General features: G+C 70.4%; 15 protein-coding genes and 1 riboswitch. Of the genes, 6 read left to right on the top strand and 9 right to left on the bottom strand.

The genetic code is table 11. The features are described from left to right. Positions 1-5: 5 nt before the first annotated feature. Positions 6-944 (top strand): aldo/keto reductase, encoded by a 939-nt coding sequence (locus AB0M43_RS15005; protein WP_363725751.1) that lies wholly within the window; start codon positions 6-8, stop codon positions 942-944. 63 nt (positions 945-1,007) lie between these two features. Then, positions 1,008-1,331 (top strand): STAS domain-containing protein, encoded by a 324-nt coding sequence (locus AB0M43_RS15000; protein ID WP_363724831.1) that lies wholly within the window; start codon positions 1,008-1,010, stop codon positions 1,329-1,331. Between the two features lie 40 nt (positions 1,332-1,371). On the opposite strand, the gene AB0M43_RS14995 is transcribed toward AB0M43_RS15000, so the two are convergent. After that, positions 1,372-1,899: a response regulator gene (locus AB0M43_RS14995; RefSeq protein WP_363724829.1), complete on the bottom strand. Its 528-nt coding sequence runs from the start codon at positions 1,897-1,899 to the stop codon at positions 1,372-1,374. After that, entirely contained in the window at positions 1,896-4,847 is a 2,952-nt protein-coding gene (locus AB0M43_RS14990) for an ATP-binding protein (RefSeq protein ID WP_363724827.1), read from the bottom strand. The genes AB0M43_RS14995 and AB0M43_RS14990 overlap by 4 nt, the downstream gene beginning before the upstream one ends. A 107-nt stretch (positions 4,848-4,954) precedes the next feature. Between AB0M43_RS14990 and AB0M43_RS14985 the strand changes: the two genes are divergently transcribed. Beyond that, on the top strand, positions 4,955-6,565 hold the full coding sequence (locus tag AB0M43_RS14985; RefSeq protein WP_363724825.1) for a SpoIIE family protein phosphatase: 1,611 nt from the start codon (positions 4,955-4,957) through the stop codon (positions 6,563-6,565). A gap of 21 nt (positions 6,566-6,586) precedes the next feature. Further along, complete coding sequence (locus AB0M43_RS14980) at positions 6,587-8,659, top strand: S9 family peptidase (protein ID WP_363724823.1); 2,073 nt, start codon at positions 6,587-6,589, stop codon at positions 8,657-8,659. Positions 8,660-8,803: 144 nt separating this feature from the next. On the opposite strand, the gene AB0M43_RS14975 is transcribed toward AB0M43_RS14980, so the two are convergent. After that, positions 8,804-9,739: a threonine/serine dehydratase gene (locus AB0M43_RS14975; protein ID WP_363724821.1), complete on the bottom strand. Its 936-nt coding sequence runs from the start codon at positions 9,737-9,739 to the stop codon at positions 8,804-8,806. 152 nt (positions 9,740-9,891) lie between these two features. Beyond that, positions 9,892-10,036, top strand: a riboswitch (cyclic di-AMP (ydaO/yuaA leader). A 14-nt stretch (positions 10,037-10,050) separates the two neighbouring features. Here AB0M43_RS14975 and AB0M43_RS14970 point away from each other — a divergent pair. After that, entirely contained in the window at positions 10,051-11,025 is a 975-nt protein-coding gene (locus AB0M43_RS14970; RefSeq protein WP_363724819.1) for an NlpC/P60 family protein, read from the top strand. A gap of 127 nt (positions 11,026-11,152) precedes the next feature. On the opposite strand, the gene AB0M43_RS14965 is transcribed toward AB0M43_RS14970, so the two are convergent. Further along, complete coding sequence (locus AB0M43_RS14965; RefSeq protein WP_363724817.1) at positions 11,153-12,106, bottom strand: aldo/keto reductase; 954 nt, start codon at positions 12,104-12,106, stop codon at positions 11,153-11,155. Between the two features lie 74 nt (positions 12,107-12,180). Here AB0M43_RS14965 and AB0M43_RS14960 point away from each other — a divergent pair, with 74 nt between their 5' ends. Then, positions 12,181-12,618 (top strand): MarR family transcriptional regulator, encoded by a 438-nt coding sequence (locus tag AB0M43_RS14960; protein WP_363724815.1) that lies wholly within the window; start codon positions 12,181-12,183, stop codon positions 12,616-12,618. A 40-nt stretch (positions 12,619-12,658) separates the two neighbouring features. Here AB0M43_RS14960 and AB0M43_RS14955 read toward each other — a convergent pair whose 3' ends face one another. From AB0M43_RS14955 to AB0M43_RS14935, 5 genes are all read right to left on the bottom strand, one after another. Next, positions 12,659-13,180 (bottom strand): DUF4352 domain-containing protein, encoded by a 522-nt coding sequence (locus tag AB0M43_RS14955; RefSeq protein WP_363724813.1) that lies wholly within the window; start codon positions 13,178-13,180, stop codon positions 12,659-12,661. Positions 13,181-13,435: 255 nt separating this feature from the next. Continuing rightward, entirely contained in the window at positions 13,436-13,822 is a 387-nt protein-coding gene (locus tag AB0M43_RS14950; protein WP_363724811.1) for an NUDIX domain-containing protein, read from the bottom strand. Positions 13,823-14,043: 221 nt separating this feature from the next. Continuing rightward, positions 14,044-14,922, bottom strand: a complete 879-nt coding sequence (locus AB0M43_RS14945; RefSeq protein ID WP_363724809.1) for a GEVED domain-containing protein — start codon at positions 14,920-14,922, stop codon at positions 14,044-14,046. A 68-nt stretch (positions 14,923-14,990) separates the two neighbouring features. Continuing rightward, positions 14,991-15,857 carry an N-acetylmuramoyl-L-alanine amidase gene (locus tag AB0M43_RS14940; RefSeq protein WP_363724807.1) on the bottom strand — a complete coding sequence of 289 codons (867 nt, stop codon included), beginning with the start codon at positions 15,855-15,857 and terminating at the stop codon, positions 14,991-14,993. A gap of 106 nt (positions 15,858-15,963) precedes the next feature. Next, positions 15,964-17,847: a Xaa-Pro dipeptidyl-peptidase gene (locus tag AB0M43_RS14935; protein ID WP_363724805.1), complete on the bottom strand. Its 1,884-nt coding sequence runs from the start codon at positions 17,845-17,847 to the stop codon at positions 15,964-15,966. Positions 17,848-17,975: the final 128 nt, after the last annotated feature.

Raw genomic sequence — 17,975 nt, 5'->3', positions numbered from 1 at the left:
CTGACATGACCTACCGCCCACTGGGCAACTCCGGCCTGATGGTCTCCGTCGTGGGCCTCGGCTGCAACAACTTCGGGCGTCCCGGTTCCGTGACCGAGGGCGTCGAGGGCACCCGCGCGGTGATCGACACCGCGATCGACGCGGGCATCACCCTCTTCGACACCGCCGACATCTACGGCACCCCCGGCCGCTCCGAGTCCCTGATGGGCGAGGTGCTCGGCAACCGGCGGGACCGGATCGTGCTGGCCACCAAGTTCGGCATGGACATGCAGGGCCTCAACGGGCCGGACTGGGGCGCGCGCGGCTCCCGGCGGTACGTGCGGCTCGCGGTCGAGGCCTCGCTGCGCCGGCTGCGCACGGACTGGATCGACCTGTACCAGTACCACGAGCCGGACGGGGTGACCCCGGTCGAGGAGACCCTGGCCGCGCTGGACGAACTCGTGGTCGAGGGCAAGGTCCGCTACATCGGCAACTCGAACTTCTCGGGCTGGCAGGTGGCCCAGGCGGAGTACGTGGCGCGGGGCTCGAAGGGTGCGCGGTTCATCAGCGCCCAGAACGAGTACTCGCTGCTGCACCGGGCGCCCGAGGCCGAGCTCGTACCCGCGTGTGTGGAGTTCGGGGTCGGCATCCTGCCCTACTTCCCGCTCAAGTCGGGCCTGCTCACGGGCAAGTACTCCCGGGACGAGACCCCGACCGCCGGCCGGCTGGCCAACCGCCCGCACGTGCACGCCGGCGCGAACTGGGACCTGATCGACAAGATCGCGACCTTCGCGGCCGAGCGCGGGGTTGGGCTGCTGGACGTCGCGATCGGCGGGCTCGCCGCCCAGCCGGCCGTCTCCTCGGTGATCGCCGGGGCCACCAGCCCCGCCCAGGTCGTCGCGAACGTGGCCGCCGGCGCCTGGACGCCGGCCCCGGAGGAGCTCGCCGCCCTCAACGCCCTGTAAATCCGCTGCTGGTCCGCTCTTTTCCCAGGAGTGGACCAGCACCGGATGGGGTAGGTTCTAGTTGTGCTGCCGCCGGAGCTAGACATCTCCGTTCGTCACGACACCAGCGAGACCGTCGTGGCGCTCATTGGTGAGATCGATATCAGCACCGTGTCCCAGCTCAGCGCCGCCGTGGAGGCCGCGCTGGTGGAGACACCCGCCTCCCGCGTGATCCTGGACATGGAGAAGGTCACCTTCTGCGATTCCCAGGGGTTGGGCACGCTGGTGGTGCTCAACCGGGCCGCCGCCCGGGCGCAGCGGGCAATGATCCTGGTCAACGTGGGCGATTTCCTGCACCGGTTGCTGGACGTGACGGGGCTGAAGCAGGCGTTCTACATCCGGGACTGACCGGGAACCGGCCAGCCCCGCGTCAGCGGAAGCCAGGGCCTCAGCCCGACGGCCGCGCCTGCCCCAACACCTTCGCCGCCTCGTCGGCCTCCCCGCGCTCCAGCAACACCACGGCCTCGTCCACGGCCGCCGCCAACGACGCGTACTTCGCCGCCGTCGAAGCCTGCTCCATCAGCAGCTTGTTCTTCGACCACAGGTCCACGAACACCGAGACCTTCGCCCGCAGCGCCCACGGGTCGAACGGCTTCGTCAGGTAGTCGACGGCGCCGGCCGCGTACCCCCGGAAGGCCAGGTGTGAGTCCCGGTCCACGGCCGTGAGGAAGATGATCGGCACATAGCGGGTCCGCTCGCGCTGTTTGATGTGGCTCGCCGTCTCGAATCCATCCATACCGGGCATCTGCGCGTCGAGCAGGATGACCGCGAAGTCGTCGGTGAGCAGGCGTTTGAGCGCCTCCTCCCCGCTGGACGCGGTCACCGGCTCGACGGCCAGCCCCTGGAGGATCGCGGCGAGCGCGACGAGGTTCTCCCGGCGGTCGTCGACCATGAGGACCTTGGGAGAAGCGGTCACTGGACCCACCCGCCCATGAGCTCCAGCAGGTCGTCGAGGTCGACGGGCTTGGTGATGTAGTCGCTGGCCCCGGCGGCGAGCGCCTTCTCCCGGTCGCCGGGCATGGCCTTGGCGGTGAGGAACACGATGGGCAGGTCCACGAACTCGGGGATCCGCCGGATCGCCTGGGTCGTCTCGTTGCCGTCCATGTCGGGCATCATCGCGTCCATCAGAACGATGTCGACCTCCGGGTGTTCCGTGATCAGGCGGACGCCCTCGGCGCCGTTGTCGGCGTACAGGACGGTCATGCCGTGCAGCTCCAACGCGCTGGTCAGGGCGAACACGTTGCGGACGTCGTCGTCGACGATCAGCACGCACGCGCCGTCGAGCCGCTGGGTGGTGCTGGTGACCCGCTGCTCGGGGCCGGCCGGCTGGCGGAGGATCGCCGGGGCGTTGGCGGCCCGCATGGTCGGCTGGCTGCTGGGCGCGGGGCGGGACGGCAGCTGGATCGGCCGGATCGGGGCCAGGCCGGGCAGCACGTCCGGCAGGAACAGGGTGAACGTGGACCCCGTGCCGGGCGCGGACTCGACCGTGATCGTGCCGCCGAGCAGCTGGGCGAGCTTGCGGCTGATGGACAGGCCGAGGCCCGTACCCCCGTATTTGCGGCTCGTCGTGCCGTCGGCCTGCTGGAACTCGTCGAAGATCAAGGACAGCTTCTCTTCGGGTACGCCGATGCCGGTGTCCTGCACCGCGAACGACACCACGTGCTCGGCCCCGTCCAGGGTCGGCACCCCGAACCGGGTGCCCCGGGGCGCGACCCCGATGGTGAGCACCACGGAACCCGCGTCGGTGAACTTGACCGCGTTGGACAGCAGGTTGCGCAGGATCTGCTGGAGCCGCTGCGCGTCGGTGAGCACGGTGGCGGGCAGGTCCGCGGTGCTGTCGACCCGGAGCTTGAGCCCCTTCTCCTCGGCCTGGGGGCGGAACGCCCGCTCCACGTACTCGGAGATCTCGCTCAGTTCGACGTTGCTGGCCTCGACGTCCATCCGGCCGGCCTCGATCTTCGACAGGTCGAGGATGTCGTCGATGAGGGACAGCAGGTCCGAGCCCGCGTTGTGGATGGTGCGCGCGAACTCGATCTGCTTCTCGGACAGATTGCGCTCGGTGTTGTCGGCGAGCAGCCGGGCGAGGAGGAGCAGGGAGTTCAGCGGGGTACGCAGCTCGTGGCTCATGTTCGCCAGGAACTCCGACTTGTACTGGGAAGCCAGCGCCAACTGCTGCGCCTTCTCCTCCAGCCCCAGCCGGGCCATCTCGATCTCCTGGTTCTTGATCTCGATGTTGCGGTTCTGCTCGGACAGCAGCGCGGCCTTCTCCTCCAGTTCGAGGTTGGTCCGCGACATCTCCCCGGACTGGTCCTGCAACTCCAGGGCCAGGCGCTGCGACTGGGCGAGCAGCTCCTCGGTGCGCTGGTTGGCCCGGATCGTGTTCAGCGCGACGCCGATCGTGGCCACCAGCCGGTCGAGGAACGTCAGGTGCAGCTCGGAGAACGTGGACAGCGAACCGAACTCGATGACGCCGAGCGGCTGGCCCTCGAACAGCACCGGGAGCACGACGACGTCGGCGGGCGGCGCGCTGCCCAGCCCGCTGCGCACCGTCAGGTAGCCGGGCGGGGTGGACGTGACCCGGATCGTGCGCCGGGCCGCGACCGCCTGGCCGACGAGCCCCTCGCCGGGGGCGAACACGACGGCGTGGCCCTCGGGCACGTACCCGTAGGAGCCGGTGAGCCGGAGCCGGGTCGTGCCGTCCTGGCCCTCCTGCTGGAGGAAGAACGCGCCGACCTGCGCCTCGATCAGCGGGGTCACCTCGTCCATGATCATGCGGCAGACCTCGCCGAGGTCGCGCTGGCCCTGCAACAGGCCGGACACCCGGGCCATGTTGGAGTTCAGCCAGTCCTGCTCGGCGTTCTTCTTCGTCGTCTCGCGGAGCGTGACGATCATCTGGTTGATGTTGTCCTTCAGCTCCGCGACCTCGCCCTGGGCGGCGACCGTGATCCGCTGGGTCAGGTCGCCCCGGGTCACGGCCGTGGACACCCGCGCGATGGCCCGCAGCTGGGTGGTCAGGGTGGACGCGAGCTGGTTGACGTTCTCGGTGAGGTCCTTCCAGGTACCGGACACGCCGCGCACCTGCGCCTGGCCGCCGAGCTTGCCCTCGGAACCCACCTCGCGGGCGACCCGCGTGACCTCGTCACCGAAGGAGGACAGCTGGTCCACCATCGTGTTCATCGTGCTCTTGAGTTCGAGGATCTCGCCCTGCGCGTCGATCGTGATCTTCTGCGACAGGTCGCCCTTGGCCACGGCGGTGGCGACGGAGGCGATGTTACGGACCTGGGCGGTCAGGTTCGACGCCATGAAGTTCACGTTGTACGTGAGGTCCCGCCAGGTGCCCGACACGCCGGTGACCTTCGCCTGGCCGCCGAGCTTGCCCTCGGTACCGACCTCGCGGGCGACCCGGGTCACCTCGTCGGCGAAGGAGGACAGCTGGTCGACCATGGTGTTCACCGTGCGGCCGATCCGGGCGAACTCGCCCCGCATCGGCTGGCCGTCGATCTGCAGGGCCATCTTCTGCGACAGGTCGCCGTCCGCGACGGCGACGATCACGCGGGCGATCTCCGTGGTCGGTCGGCCGAGGTCGTCGATGAGCGCGTTGACGGCGCGCACCCCGCCGCCCCACTCGCCGGGGTGATCTGTCACGTCGAGGCGTTCGGTGAGTTCACCCTCCCGGCCGACGATCTGCGCGATCCTGATCAGGTCCTGATTTCGGCGCTCGAGCTGTTCGACAACCTTGTTGAACCGGTCAGCGACCTCGTCGGCACCCTCGGAGGAGGAGTTTTGGGGCAGACGTACCTGAAAGTCACCCTGCTGGACACGCCCCAACGCGTCAACGAGCTGAGTGAGCAGCGCGGAGTCCATCGCCCCATCCTCCCCTGCGATGGCGCAAATGGCGAGAACCCGGCACCCTGATCACTATCTCGGCCATGAACTAGCGGAAAAGTACCCGGTCAGGAGAGACTTCACCCGTGCCCACGCACGCCCGGCGACGGCTTCGACTGCCAGCCGACCACCAGTCACCGGCGCACGCCCGTGCCGCCGTCCGCGAGGTTCTCGCGGAGGCGGGCCTGGCGGAGCTGCTGGACGAGGCTCTGCTGTTGACCACGGAGCTCTCGACCAACGGTGTCGTGCACGCCGGTACTGACATCGATGTCGACGTCCAGGTGGACGACGCGGGGGTCACGGTCACGGTCACCGACTTCGTGGGCGGCGACATCGGACCGGCCACCCGGCCGGACCACTTCAGCGAGGGCGGGCGAGGGCTGTTGCTGGTCGACCAGTTCGCGAGCGCGTGGGGTACCACGCACGGCGAGGACCGCAAGGGGGTGTGGTTCCGGTTGGACCGTACGCCGCCGTCGCACACCGAGCCCCCGGCGTCCCCGCAGCGCCGGGACTGGCTGTCGTTCCTGTCCGAGACGAGCGAGCTGCTCGCCCAGTCCCTCGACCCCGAACTGACCCTGGCCCTGATCCCGCAGCTCGTCGTGCCCCGGCTCGGCGACTGGTGCGCGGTGCACAGCGCCGACGAGTGGGGCAACCTGACCCTGGCGACCTGGCTGCACCGGGACGAGAACGCGCTGCCCGTCCTCCGCCAGGAGCTCGACGAGGTCGCCCCCCGGCTCCGCGACGTGGTCACCTCCCGGGCCCCGGTCACCCTGCCCCGGCCGTTCGAGGGCGTGGCCGTGCCGCTGATCGCCCGGGACCAGCTGCTCGGCACGCTGTCGGTGGGCCGGCACCTCGACCGGCTGCACAGCGTGGACGAGGTCGCCGTGGTCGCCGACCTGGCCCGGCGGGTCGCGCTCGCCCTGGACAACGCGCGGATCCACGCCGAGCGGGAGAACATCGCCCAGGCGTTCCAGCGGGCCCTGCTGCCGGCCGCGCTGCCGTTGTCCACGGGGCTGGAGTTCGGCGCGGAGTACGTGCCCGCGAGCACCGGCACCGATGTCGGCGGCGACTTCTACGACGTGCTGCCGCTGGGCGACCCGGCCGGGGACGGCGGCGAGGCGTACACCTGGCTGGTCTCCATCGGGGACGTGTGCGGCAAGGGCGCGCAGGCCGCGGCGCTCACCGGCCTGGTCCGCGACGTGGTCAGGGTGCTGGTCCGCGACGGCCGTTCGCTGCCCCGGACGATGGAGCTGCTCAACACCACGATGCTCGAACGCGGCGACGGCAAGCACTGCACCCTGGCGGCGGCGATCGTGACCCGGTCGACGAACGGGGTGGTGGAGCTGGAGCTGTGCCTGGCCGGGCACGACAAGCCGGTGCTGCTGCACGAGGACGGCGGCACGACGCTGGTCGGCGAGGGCGGCACGGCGGTCGGCCTGCTGGACACGGTGCGCACCCCGCTGGCCACGGTCCGGCTCGCGCCGGGCGACGCGCTGGTCTTCTACACCGACGGGGTGACGGAGCGCCGGCGCGGCGACGAGCTGTACGGCCAGGACCGCCTCCGCCAGGAGCTGGCCGGCCTGACCGGGTTGCCGGCGCAGGCGGTGGCGAGCCGGTTGCGCGCCGCGGCCCTGGCGTTCTCGCCGGAGCAGCCCAGGGACGACATCGCGTTGTTGGTGCTGCGCAACCCGGGCTGACCTCGGGTAGCGTTGCCCGCTATGAACGCAGTTCCCCCGCTCGCCAAGCAGGTTCCCACGACCCGTGTGCAGCACGGCGACTCCACGGTCGACGAGTACGCGTGGCTCCAGGACAAGACCGACCCGGACACCATCGGCTACCTGGAGGCGGAGAACGCCTTCGCCGAGCAGGCGACCGCGCACCTCGCCGGGCTCCGCGAGACGCTGTTCACCGAGCTGAAGACGCGCACCCAGGAGACGGACCTGTCGGTCCCGACCCGGCAGGGCGATTTCTGGTACTACAGCCGCACCGTCGAGGGCAAGCAGTACGGCATCCACTGCCGGGTGCCCGTCTCCGGCGACGCGGTCCCGCAGGTGTCCCCGGACGGCGCGCCGCTCCCGGGCGAGCAGGTCGTGCTCGACGAGAACGAGCTGGCCGGCGACAAGGACTTCTTCTCCCTGGGGACGTACGACCCGAGCCCCGACGGCACCCTGCTCGCGTTCTCGACGGACTACTCGGGCGACGAGCGGTACACGATGCGGGTGAAGAACCTGGTCACCGGCGAGGTGCTCCCCGACGAGATCCCGAACACCTTCCACGGTTCCGCCTGGTCGCGGGCCGGCGACGTGTTGTTCTACCTGACCGTCGACGAGGCCTGGCGCCCGCACCAGGTGTGGCGGCACACCCTGGGCTCCACCGAGCCGGACGTGCTGGTCCACCACGAGACCGACGAGAAGTTCTGGGTGAGCGTGGGCCTGACCCGGTCCGCCGACTACCTGGTCATCGACATCGGCAGCAAGATCACCAGCGAGCTGCGGTTCGTGTCCTCGGACGACCCGACGGGCGGGTTCGCGGTGTTCGGCGCGGGCCGGGTCGAGGGCGTCGAGGTGCAGATCGACCACCAGGGCGACCGCTTCTGGGTACTGCACAACCACGACGCGGAGAACTTCGTCCTCGGCTGGACCCCGGTCGACGACACGAACCAGTTCCACGAGGTGATCGGGCACCGCGAGGACACCCGGCTGCTGGACGTGCAGGCGTTCGCCGACCACGCGGTCGTGCACTTCCGCCGCGACGGCCTGACCGGTCTGCGGGTGCTGCCCAACGACGGCGAGCCGCGCGAACTGACGTTCCCCGAGCCGGTGTACGACGTGTCCCCCACCGGCAACGCGCACTACCCGGCGTCGACGTTCCGGCTGGCCTACACCTCCCTGGCCACCCCCGACTCGGTGTACGACTACACCATCGCCACCGGCGAGCTGACCCTGCTCAAGCGCCGCCCGGTGCTGGGCGACTTCGACCCGGAGCGCTACGAGCAGTTCCGCGAGTGGGCGACGGCCCCCGACGGCACCCGGGTACCCATCTCGATCATGACCTTGAAGGGTACGCCCCGGGACGGCTCGGCCCCCCTGTCGCTGTACGGCTACGGCAGCTACGAGACCAGCATCGACCCGTGGTTCTCCATCGCCCGGCTGTCCCTGGTGGACCGGGGCGTCACGTTCGCCATCGCGCACGTCCGCGGCGGCGGCGAGATGGGCCGGCACTGGTACGACGACGGCAAGCTGCTGCACAAGAAGAACACCTTCACCGACTTCGTGGCGTGCGCGCGGCACCTGGCGGCGGCCGGCTGGACGAGCCCGGAGCGCACCGTCGCCCGGGGCGCGTCGGCCGGCGGCCTGCTGATGGGCGCGATCGCGAACATCGCGCCGGAGGCGTTCGGCGGGATCGTCGCGCAGGTGCCGTTCGTGGACGCGCTGAACACGATCCTCGACCCGTCGATGCCACTGACCGTCGTGGAGTGGGACGAGTGGGGCAACCCGCTGGCCGACCCCGAGGTGTACGCGTACATGAAGTCCTACTCCCCGTACGAGAACGTCACGGCCCAGGAGTACCCGGCGCTGCTCGTGATGGCCGGGCTGAACGACCCCCGGGTCGGCGTGCACGAGGCCGCGAAGTGGGTCGCCCGGTTGCGGGTCGTCGGGCGGGGCGGTCCGGTGCTGCTCAAGACGGAGATGGGCGCGGGGCACATGGGCCCGTCGGGTCGGTACGACGTGTGGAAAGAGGAGTCGTACGTGAACGCGTGGCTGTTGGACGTGGTGGGCCTGGCGGGCTGACCGGCGACGGCCCGGCATCCTGTGCCGGGCCGGCACCTCGGGTCGGGCCAGGTCAGGCCTCGCCCAGACCACTCCCGGGGTCGGGCCGGGTGCCGGCCAGCTCCGCGGTCGGGCCGGGGCTGGGGCCGGTGCCCGTCGCGTGCGTCAGACCAGGGCCGCCAGCAGCGCCGGGTTGATGTTCCCGCCGGAGATGATCGCGACGGTCCGCCCGAGCGGCAGCTCCTCCCGGTGGTAGAGGTACGCCGCCGTGGACACCGCCCCGCTCGGCTCCGCCACCAGCCGCGCGGACCGGGCGAGCACGCCCACGGCCGCGCCGATCTCCTCCTCGGTCACGGTGACGATCGCGTCGGCCACCTCGCGGATGTGCGCGAACGTCAGCTCGGACAGCCGCGGGCTGCGCAGACCGTCGGCGATGGTCTTCTCGGTCTCCTCCAGCGGCCAGGACACGACCCGGCCGGCGGCGAGGCTCTCCCGGGCGTCGGCGGCCAGCGCGGGTTCGACGCCGATCACCTTCGCGTTCGGGGCGAGCGCGCGGATCGCGGTGCCGACCCCGGAGAGCAGACCACCTCCGCTGACGGGTACGAGCACGACCTCCACGTCCGGCAGGTCCTCGGCGATCTCCAGCCCGACGGTGCCCTGCCCGGCGATGATGTCGAAGTGGTCGAACGGCGGGATGAGCGGGTAGCCGTGCCGGGCGACGAGTTCGAGGGCCCGCGCCTCCCGTTCGCCGGGTGAGACGACGATCACATCCGCGCCGAGGTTCTGCATGCCCGCGATCTTCACCTCGGGGGTGGTGTCGGGGACGACGATGATGGCCGGCATGCCCAGTTGCCGGGCCACGTACGCGACCGCCTGGCCGTGGTTGCCCGACGAGTACGCGATGACCCCGGGCATGTCCGGGCGGATCGCGTTGCGCGCGCCACGGATCTTGAAAGCACCGATGGGCTGCAGGTTCTCCGGCTTCAGCCAGAGTGGCCGGTCGGCGTCGGCCCACGCGCACGGCACGAGTTGGGTCCGCAGCACGGTACCCGCAATGGTTGTGGCGGCTTTCTGGATGTCACCCAAGGTCACGAGCCTCATAGTCGTCAAGGTAACCACACGGCGAATTCATCGTTAGGTAGTTGGGTAGCTACCGCACGAAGTGGCATCAGCAGATAACTTGTTACCCCCCAGTCCAGCGTCTAGCCTTGGGACCGTTCGTCCGGGTACAGCGACCCGACGGGGGGAGCACCGGTCGAATGCCGCCGAGTCGCCCTGTGGCGAATCGGGGACCCACAGAGCTAGTTGGGGTGAATCCGTCACTGTTCGTAGTGGCGGTAGGGCGATCTTCCCGCCCGAACCCGTCAGCTAACCCGGTAGGCGGCTGAGGGAAGAAGGAGTCAGCAGCCCAGGTGAAATCCGTCCGCGGAGCCTATTTAGCCGTCGTCGCCGTCACCGCCTCCGTCGTGATGTCCTTCGCGGGCAGCGCGCACGCCGACGATGTCGACGAGATCGAGCGCCAGCTGGATTCCAAGTGGAGTTCGTTGGAGGGCACGATCGAGCAGTACAACAAGACTGCCGCGACGCTGAAGACCACCAAGGCCGAGGTCGAGGCCGCCTCCCTCAAGGTCAAGCCCCTCCAGGACAAGGTCGACGTCGCGTACGCGCAGATCGGCCTGATGTCCGCCGCCGCGTACAAGGGCGGCAAGGCCAGCACCGCCAACGCCCTCCTCGGCGGCGGCTCGGCGGACTCGATGCTCGAACAGCTGACCCTCCTCGACGCGATCAGCGCGTCGGAGCAGAAGCAGATCGACGAGCTGAACCGGCTCAAGGCTCCCCTCGACGCCGAGAAGAAGAAGATCCAGGCCCTGCTGGACTCGCAGCAGAAGATGGAGTCCGAGCTCTCCGCCAAGAAGGTCTCGATCACCGGCGAGATGGACGCCCTCCAGGCCCAGCGGACCGCCGCGTACAAGGACCGGGCGAGCCGCAACGGCACCCGGATCGACTACGTGCCGCCGTTCATCCCGGGCCCGCCCGGCAAGGCGGTCACCTTCGCGATGGCCCAGATCGGCAAGCCGTACGTGTGGGCCGCCGGCGGTCCGGACGCCTACGACTGCTCCGGCCTGACGATGGCCGCGTGGGCCGCGGGTGGCGTGTCCATGGGGCACTACACCGGCTGGCAGCGCGACGCGTCGACCCCGATCACCCGGTCGCAGCTCCAGCCCGGTGACCTGATCTTCTACGGCGGCGACCGGCACGTGGCCCTGTACATCGGCAACAACCTGGTCGTGCACGCCCCGCAGCCCGGCCAGAACGTCAAGGTCGAGGGCGTGGACATGGGTGGGGACACCCCGACCGCCTACGCCCGGCCCAAGTACGCGCGCTGACACCCCCCTGCGAACGGCCCGCCCTCCGAGTGGAGGACGGGCCGTTCGTGTGTCCGGGGACCGGCTCCGGCCCGGTCGCCGCGCTGGTTCCGCTGATCGGGGCGGGCCGACCGCCGGCCTCCGCGGATCAGTAGCGGGTGCCCTCGGGGGTCGGCAGGGTGTCGAGGTCCGCGAGGTCCTCGGCGGTGAGGACGAGATCCGCCGCCGCCGCGTTCTCCTCCAGGTAGGAGATCCGCTTGGTGCCCGGGATCGGCACCACCTGCTCGCCCTGCGCGAGGGTCCACGCGAGCGCCACCTGACCGGGCTTCGCGCCGTGCCGGTCGGCGATCACCCGGACCGCGTCGACCAGCTTCTGGTTGGCGGCCATCAGCTCGGCCGAGAACCGGGGCATCAGCCGGCGGCGGTCGCCCTCCTCCAGGTCGTCGAGGCTGGCGAGCGCGCCGGTCAGGTAGCCCCGGCCGAGCGGGGAGAACGGGATGAACGCGGCCCCGTTGGCCTTCGTCCAGGGCAGGACCTCGTCGAGGTAGTCCCGGGTCCACAGCGACAGTTCGGACTGGATGCTGGCGACCGGGTGCACGGCGTGCGCGCGGGCGGCCTCCTCGGCGGTCACCTCGGACAGCCCCAGGTACCGGACCTTGCCGGCCTCGACCTGCTCGGCGAACGCGCCCCAGGACTCCTCGATCGGCACGGCCGGGTCGACGCGGTGCATCTGGTACAGGTCGATGTGGTCGACGCCGAGCCGCTTCAGGGACGCGTCGACCGCCGCCCGGATGTGCTCGGGGCGGCCGTCGGGCTTCATCGCGGCGGGGAACGGGGCGGGGACCAGCCCGGCCTTGGTGGCGAGGACGACCTCGTCGCGGCGGCCGGCCAGCGCGCGGCCGACGAGCTCCTCGTTGTCGTACGGCCCGTAGATGTCGGCCGTGTCGATCAGGGTCACGCCGAGGTCGATGGCCCGGTGGATGACCTTGATGTGCTCGTCGGGCGACTGGGTCCCCGTCGAGTACGCCCAGGTCATGCCCATGCAGCCGAGGCCGACCGCGCCCACGGTCAGGTCGGTGGTGCCCAGGGTGCGCTGCTGCATCAGTACTCTCCCAGCTATCAGTGTTCTGATTGTTCTGGGGCCGAGACTATCAGAGCACTGATAGTGTGCCAACCATGCAACTCGGGATGTTCGTACGCAGGCTGGAGCAGACGCTGACCGCCGCCAAGGCCGACGCGTTCCGGGAGACCGGGCTGACCGTGCCGCAGCACCTCGCGTTACTGGTGCTCGCGGCCTCGCCCAACAACTTCTCGGCCGCCCAGCTCGCCCGGGTGTGCCTGGTGACCCCGCAGACCATGTCCACGATCACCGCGAACCTGCTGGCCAAGGGCCTGATCGAGAAGCACCGGTCGGACGTGCACTCCCAGGTGCTGGTGCTGAAGGCCACGCCGGCCGGACTGGAGCTGCTGGAGCGGGCCGAGCCGGGGAACCTGGCCGTGGAGGCGCGGTTGATCTCGGGGTTCACGACGGAGGAGCAGGAGAAGTTCCGGGAGTTCCTGATCCGGGCGCTCAGCGCGCTGACCGACCCGCCCGGGTCCCAGACCGAGGCCTGAAGACGACGGGTACGGCCGGGAGCGGGCCCGGGACCTCGGACTAGCTGACCGGAAGCACCGTGCCCGAACCGGTGACGCCGCCGTGCAGCTCCAACCGGGTCAGCTTCGCGCCCTTGGGGATGTCGAACACGACGATGCCGGTGGCCGTCGTACCCGCCGGGATCTCCTTGACGAGTGCCTGGTTCGCGCCGTTGGCGTAGACCCCGGCCACCGGGTCGCTGCGGACCTCGGCCCCGGCGTCGGTGAACGCGCGCTGCAGGGAGTCGGTGAACAGCTGGCCCCCGGCGGCGGTGTTCTTCACCCCGAGCGTGACCAGGCAGAACTGCCCCTGGGGGGTCTTGGTCAGCGCGTCGGCCCCGACCTTCTCGACCCCGCACTCGACCTTGTCCGCGGTGAACTCGAAGCCGGCGTCCCGGACCGGGCCCGTGGCCGACGGGGTCGGCTGGGCGACCTTCTTGTCCTCGTCCTTGCCGCCTGTGGACAACACCAGGACACCGACGCCGATCACGAGGAGTAGCGCGGCGATGCCCAGCGCGAGCGGCAGCTTGCTCTTGTTCGCCATGCGCCCGAGCCTACGTTCGACCTGCGGTTATCCACAGGTTATCCACAAGGAAGAGAGGTTACCCACAGGGTTGTCCACAACTTATCCACAGGTTGTGCACAGGGTTATCCACAGGCTCTGTGCACAACCCGGCTACGCCCTGTGGACAACCACGGGCCTGTGGACAACGCGCGGCGGAGCTCCCCGACCTGTGGACAACGGGCCACGGCGGCCTGTGGACTACGGCCCGGTCGGGTCCTCGTCCGGGGCGAACGTCTAGGGGAAGATCACCCGGGCGATGCCGGTCAGCTCCTTGGCCGCGATCTCCTCCCGGGTGAGGAACAGCATCGCCTGCCCCTCCCCGACCACCACCTCGTCCTGGGTCGCCTCGGTGGTGCCGGAGAAGATGTGGAACCGCACCCCGACCCCGTCGGTCGCGCCGAGTTCGACGACCCGGACGGCCTTGAGGTACGCGACGAGGCCGGTCTCCTCGTACAGCTCGCGCTGGGCGGCGAGCAGCGGGGTCTCGCCCGGCTCCAGCCGGCCGCCGGGGGGCGTCCACTGGCCCGGAGACACCGGCGCGTCCTCGGTGCGGTGCTGCATGAGCACCCGACCGGCGGGATCGGTGAGGACGATGACGGCCACCTCGCGAGTGATCTCCATGCCGTGAGGCTAGAGCCTCGGGTCCGTGGTGTCCGGTTGGGGGCCGACGCGCACAGCATGCCGGCACGGTTGGCGGGGCGGACCGGCCCGGGACGACGGGACCGCGACCGGCCAACGCCACGGAACCCGGGCCGGGCGTCGGCGACCGGCCCCGGAAACGGAGGCGTCCCGGTGGCCGCCCGTCACGGGCCTGCCACCGGGACGCCCCGGGAAGACGAACGCTAGGCGCGGACGATCAGCCGCCGCCGGTACGCCCAGCCGACCAGGACCCCGCCCAGCAGGAGGAGCCCGGCGCCCACCGGGATCAGCGTCGACCAGACGTTGCCGTTGCTCTGGCCGGTGACCGGGAGCTGCCCCTTGACGGACGGGGTCGCCGAAGGCTTCGGGGTCGTGCCCCACACCACCGGGTGGTCCTCGACCTCGCCGCCGGGGGTGGCGCCGAAGACGGTCGGGGCGGAGTTCGCGCCCGGGTACATCCGGACCCGGATGAACGGGGAGTCGTTGACGTAGCCGTAGGTGTCGCCCTCGGTCGCGGCGGGCACCGTGAACGTCAGGACGACCGAGGTGGCGTTCCCGGCGAACGGGGACACGGCCCGCTCGCTCGCCTCGAACTTGCCGTTGTTGTTGAAGTCGAGCCAGCCGGCCAGGGTGCCGGCGATGTGCCCGGTGTTGGTGACGGGCACCGGCAGGTCGATCGTGGCGCCGCTGCGGTCCAGGACCAGCGGGTTCGGGAAGGCGTCCTCGTCGTCCGTGCCGAGCTTGTCGTCGCCCTGGGCCTTGATGCTCGGGTGGCCGTCGTTCTCGAAGTCGACCGTCTTGCCGAGGGCGAAGGTCTGACCCTTCGTGACCTCGGAGTACGTGTGCCGGGGCCCGTTGACGGCGAGGCTGGTCAGGTAGCTGTCCGGGGCGTCGGCCCAGTCAGTGCCTTTGCCGTCCTCGGCGACCGCGGCAGGAGCGGCCGGGGCGGCGGCGGGAGCGGCGGGAGCGGCCGGGGCCGCAGGTGCGACGGGCGTGGCCTGGGCCGCACCGGGAAGGGACAGGGAACCAATGATTATCCAGCCGGCGGCAACCGCCGCAGCAAGCCGGGAATGTACTCGCACAGCACCATCCTTGGGAGAGAACCACCAGCCTTTAGGCATGATTAGCGGATCTTACCCCATATGTCCAATTAGCTGAGATACCGGCTTAGGGCGGTGACCAGCGATTGTGCTGCTTTCTGGCGAAAGTCCGGACTTTTCATCAGGCCCGCATCCGTGGCGTTCCGCATGTTGCCGGCCTCCAACATCACCTTCGGAACAGTGCTCAGATTCAACCCACCCATGTCGGTACGCGGGTTGAGGCCGTCCTGTCCGATGTAGCTGGCGGTCCGCAGGCCGGTCCCCGCGCGGTACGCGTCGCGGACGGCGATCGCCAGCCGGTGCGAGTCGGCCTTCGTCGGGCTCGCCAACCCGGGCTCCATCACGTGGAACCCGGAGCCGCCGGCCGGCCCGCCGTCCGCGTGCACGGAGATCACCACGTCCGCGCCCGCCTGGTTGCCGATCCTGGCCCGGTCGGTGATGCACGGGCCCCACGGCGTGTCCGCGTCCACCGTCATGACGACCTTCGCGCCGGCCGCCCGGAGCAGGGTCGCCAGCCGGGTCGAGACGTCCCAGGTGAACGCCGCCTCCGAGTACCCGTCGTTGGTCTGGGTGCCCGTGGTGTCGCAGGCCTTCATGCCGTTGCCCGCGTCGACCTGCTTGTTGATCTCGGAGACGTGCTGGTAGTTGTTCCGGTTGTGCCCGGGGTCGATGACGATCGTCCTGCCGGCGAGGCCCGTGGTCACCATGCCCGGGGCCTTCGGGCCGGACGGCGACGGCGTCGCGGACGGCGAGGGCGCGGCCGGGGTGGGCGCGGCGGACGGACTCGGCGCGGCCTCCGACGGGCTCACCCGCGCGGCGACCGGGGTCGCCTCCGGCGTCGACGTGCCGCAACCGGCGAGCACCGCGAGGGCTCCGGCCGCCACGAACACGGCCGCGTTGTGCACTCGGGTCCGCACGTGCGAGTTCCCTTCATCGACGCCAGGACCCGGTCATCCTAGCCCGCGGGCGCTTCCCGGCTCCCAACTCGTGGGACCGGGAAGCGCTGCTCCGCAGGTCAGAGGGCTATCGGAAGTCCACCGCCGAGGGCGCGTCCGGGGCCTCGACCGTGATCGTGGACTCTCCGGCGGTCAGCCCGGCCACGGCGTCCGGGGCGGTGGGCAGGCGCAGCAGGCTCCGGCCCAGGTCGATGTCGACGGTCGCGCCGGTGGACTTCGGGGACACGAACTCCTGGTCGCTGAGGCTGAGTACGAGGCCGAGCCGGTGGCCGGTGGCCAGTACCTGGTCGAGGGGGCGGAGCTTCCAGGTCACCGTGTACCAGGTGCCGGCCGCCATGTTCGTCGGGCTGCTCAGCGAGTCCCGGTGCGCGCCGTCGATCCAGCCCCGGCTGAGTACGGCCAGGTCCGCGGTCGCCACCGTCTTGGCCGTGTTCTTGTAGCAGGCGTCGTCGGCGGGCGTGGCAGGTCCCCAGCAGGACTCCCCCGCGAGCGTGGTGATCCCCTCGCCGGCGCTGCGGTAGTTGACCCGGGTCGCGGTGCCGTAGTCGACGAGCCGCGCGGACAGGATCGTCGTCGGCTTGCTCGACTTCACCCGCAACGTGATCGTGGGGGTGCCGGCCAGGTGCAGGGGCGCGGTGAGCGGCGCGGTCCAGTACACCTTGCGGCCGTTCTTGTTCTGGGTCGGGTTGGTGATGGTCGTGGTCTCGCTGGCGTTCGGCGAGTCGGAGATGCTGGTGGTGCCGGCCACGGGGGCGGCGAGGCTCAGGTCGCCCGGGGTGCCGGCCTTCAGGGAGTAGACGCCGTCGACCGTGCCGGCGGGCGGCCAGTTGGTGGAGTCGGCCCAGACGTCCGCGCCGCGCTCGACGGAGGCCATCGGCTCGGACATGATCCCGCTGTCCAGGCCAAGCAGCCAGTAGTCGAACCAGCGGTGCAGGGTGTCCACCCACGCCTGCCGGCGGAAGTCGAACGGGTCGACGTGCCCCTCCTGGGACAGCCAGATCTTGCGCGGCACGTTGTTGGCGGCCAGCGCGTCCCACCACTGTCCATAGTTGACCCCGGCGACGTTCAGGTCGTTCATGCCGTGCACGACGAACACGCTGGCCTTCACCTGGCTGGCCTTGGCCTTGTAGTCGCGCGCGTTCCAGAAGGCGTTGTAGTTGCCGGTCGCCGGGTCCGAGCCGGTGCTCAGGGCGTTGGCGACGGCGGTGCAGGTGCCGGCCGGGCGGCCGTTGACCAGGCTGTGCAGGCTCGGCACCGAGCTGACCCGGGGGTTGACGGCCCCGTTGACCCGGTTGTAGTCGTACCAGCTGGAGATCGCGGCGACGGGCACGATCGTGGCCAGGCCCTTGACCCCGGTGGCGGCGACCCCGTTGGCGACGCTGCCGTCCCAGGACTTGCCGATCATGCCGACCTTGCCGGTGGCCCAGGTGGCGACGACCGGGGCGCCGGTCGCGGTGCGGGCGGTGGCCGTGCCGTTCAGCCAGTCGATCACCGCCTTCGCGCCGAGGACCTCCTCGGGGCCGCCGACGTCCATGCAGCCCGTCGAGCGGGAGGTGCCGGCGAGATCCACGGCGAGGAAGGCGTAGCCGCGCGGGACGAAGTAGTTGTCGTAGTACAGCGGGAACTTGGTGACCACGCCGTTGGCGTAGACCTTCTTCTCGCTCTCGTTGCCCCGGCCGCAGCACTGGTAGTACGGCGAGGCGTCCATGATCACGGGGACCCTGGCGCCGGCCTGGGCGGGCTCGCGGGGCCGGACGATGTCGACGGCCACCGTGTCCCGCACGCCGTTGCCGTCGTTGTCCAACGGTGTCTCGACGTACACCGCCTCGCGGATCGCGTCGGTGTAGGAGTAGATCGGCTCGCTCTGGGTGGCGCGCGGGGCGGCGTGCGCCGGCGGGGTCCCCGCGATGGCGGCGACCAGGGCCAGTCCGACGACGAACAGACGACGCATGGATCCTCCAGGGGCCGAAATTCCAGCCCACAGTGACATAAGCGGTTATCGATGTCCAGGTCTGGGCGTGCCAATGAGCTTTTTACCATAAGTCGCCCTTCTCACCTCCCGATAAAGCGCTTTCTATA

The organism is Longispora sp. NPDC051575 (assembly GCF_040681875.1).
In the GTDB taxonomy this organism is placed as follows: domain Bacteria; phylum Actinomycetota; class Actinomycetes; order Mycobacteriales; family Micromonosporaceae; genus Longispora.
The sequence above is the reverse complement of the archived record's forward strand: the minus strand, read 5'-3'. Positions and strand labels throughout refer to the sequence as shown.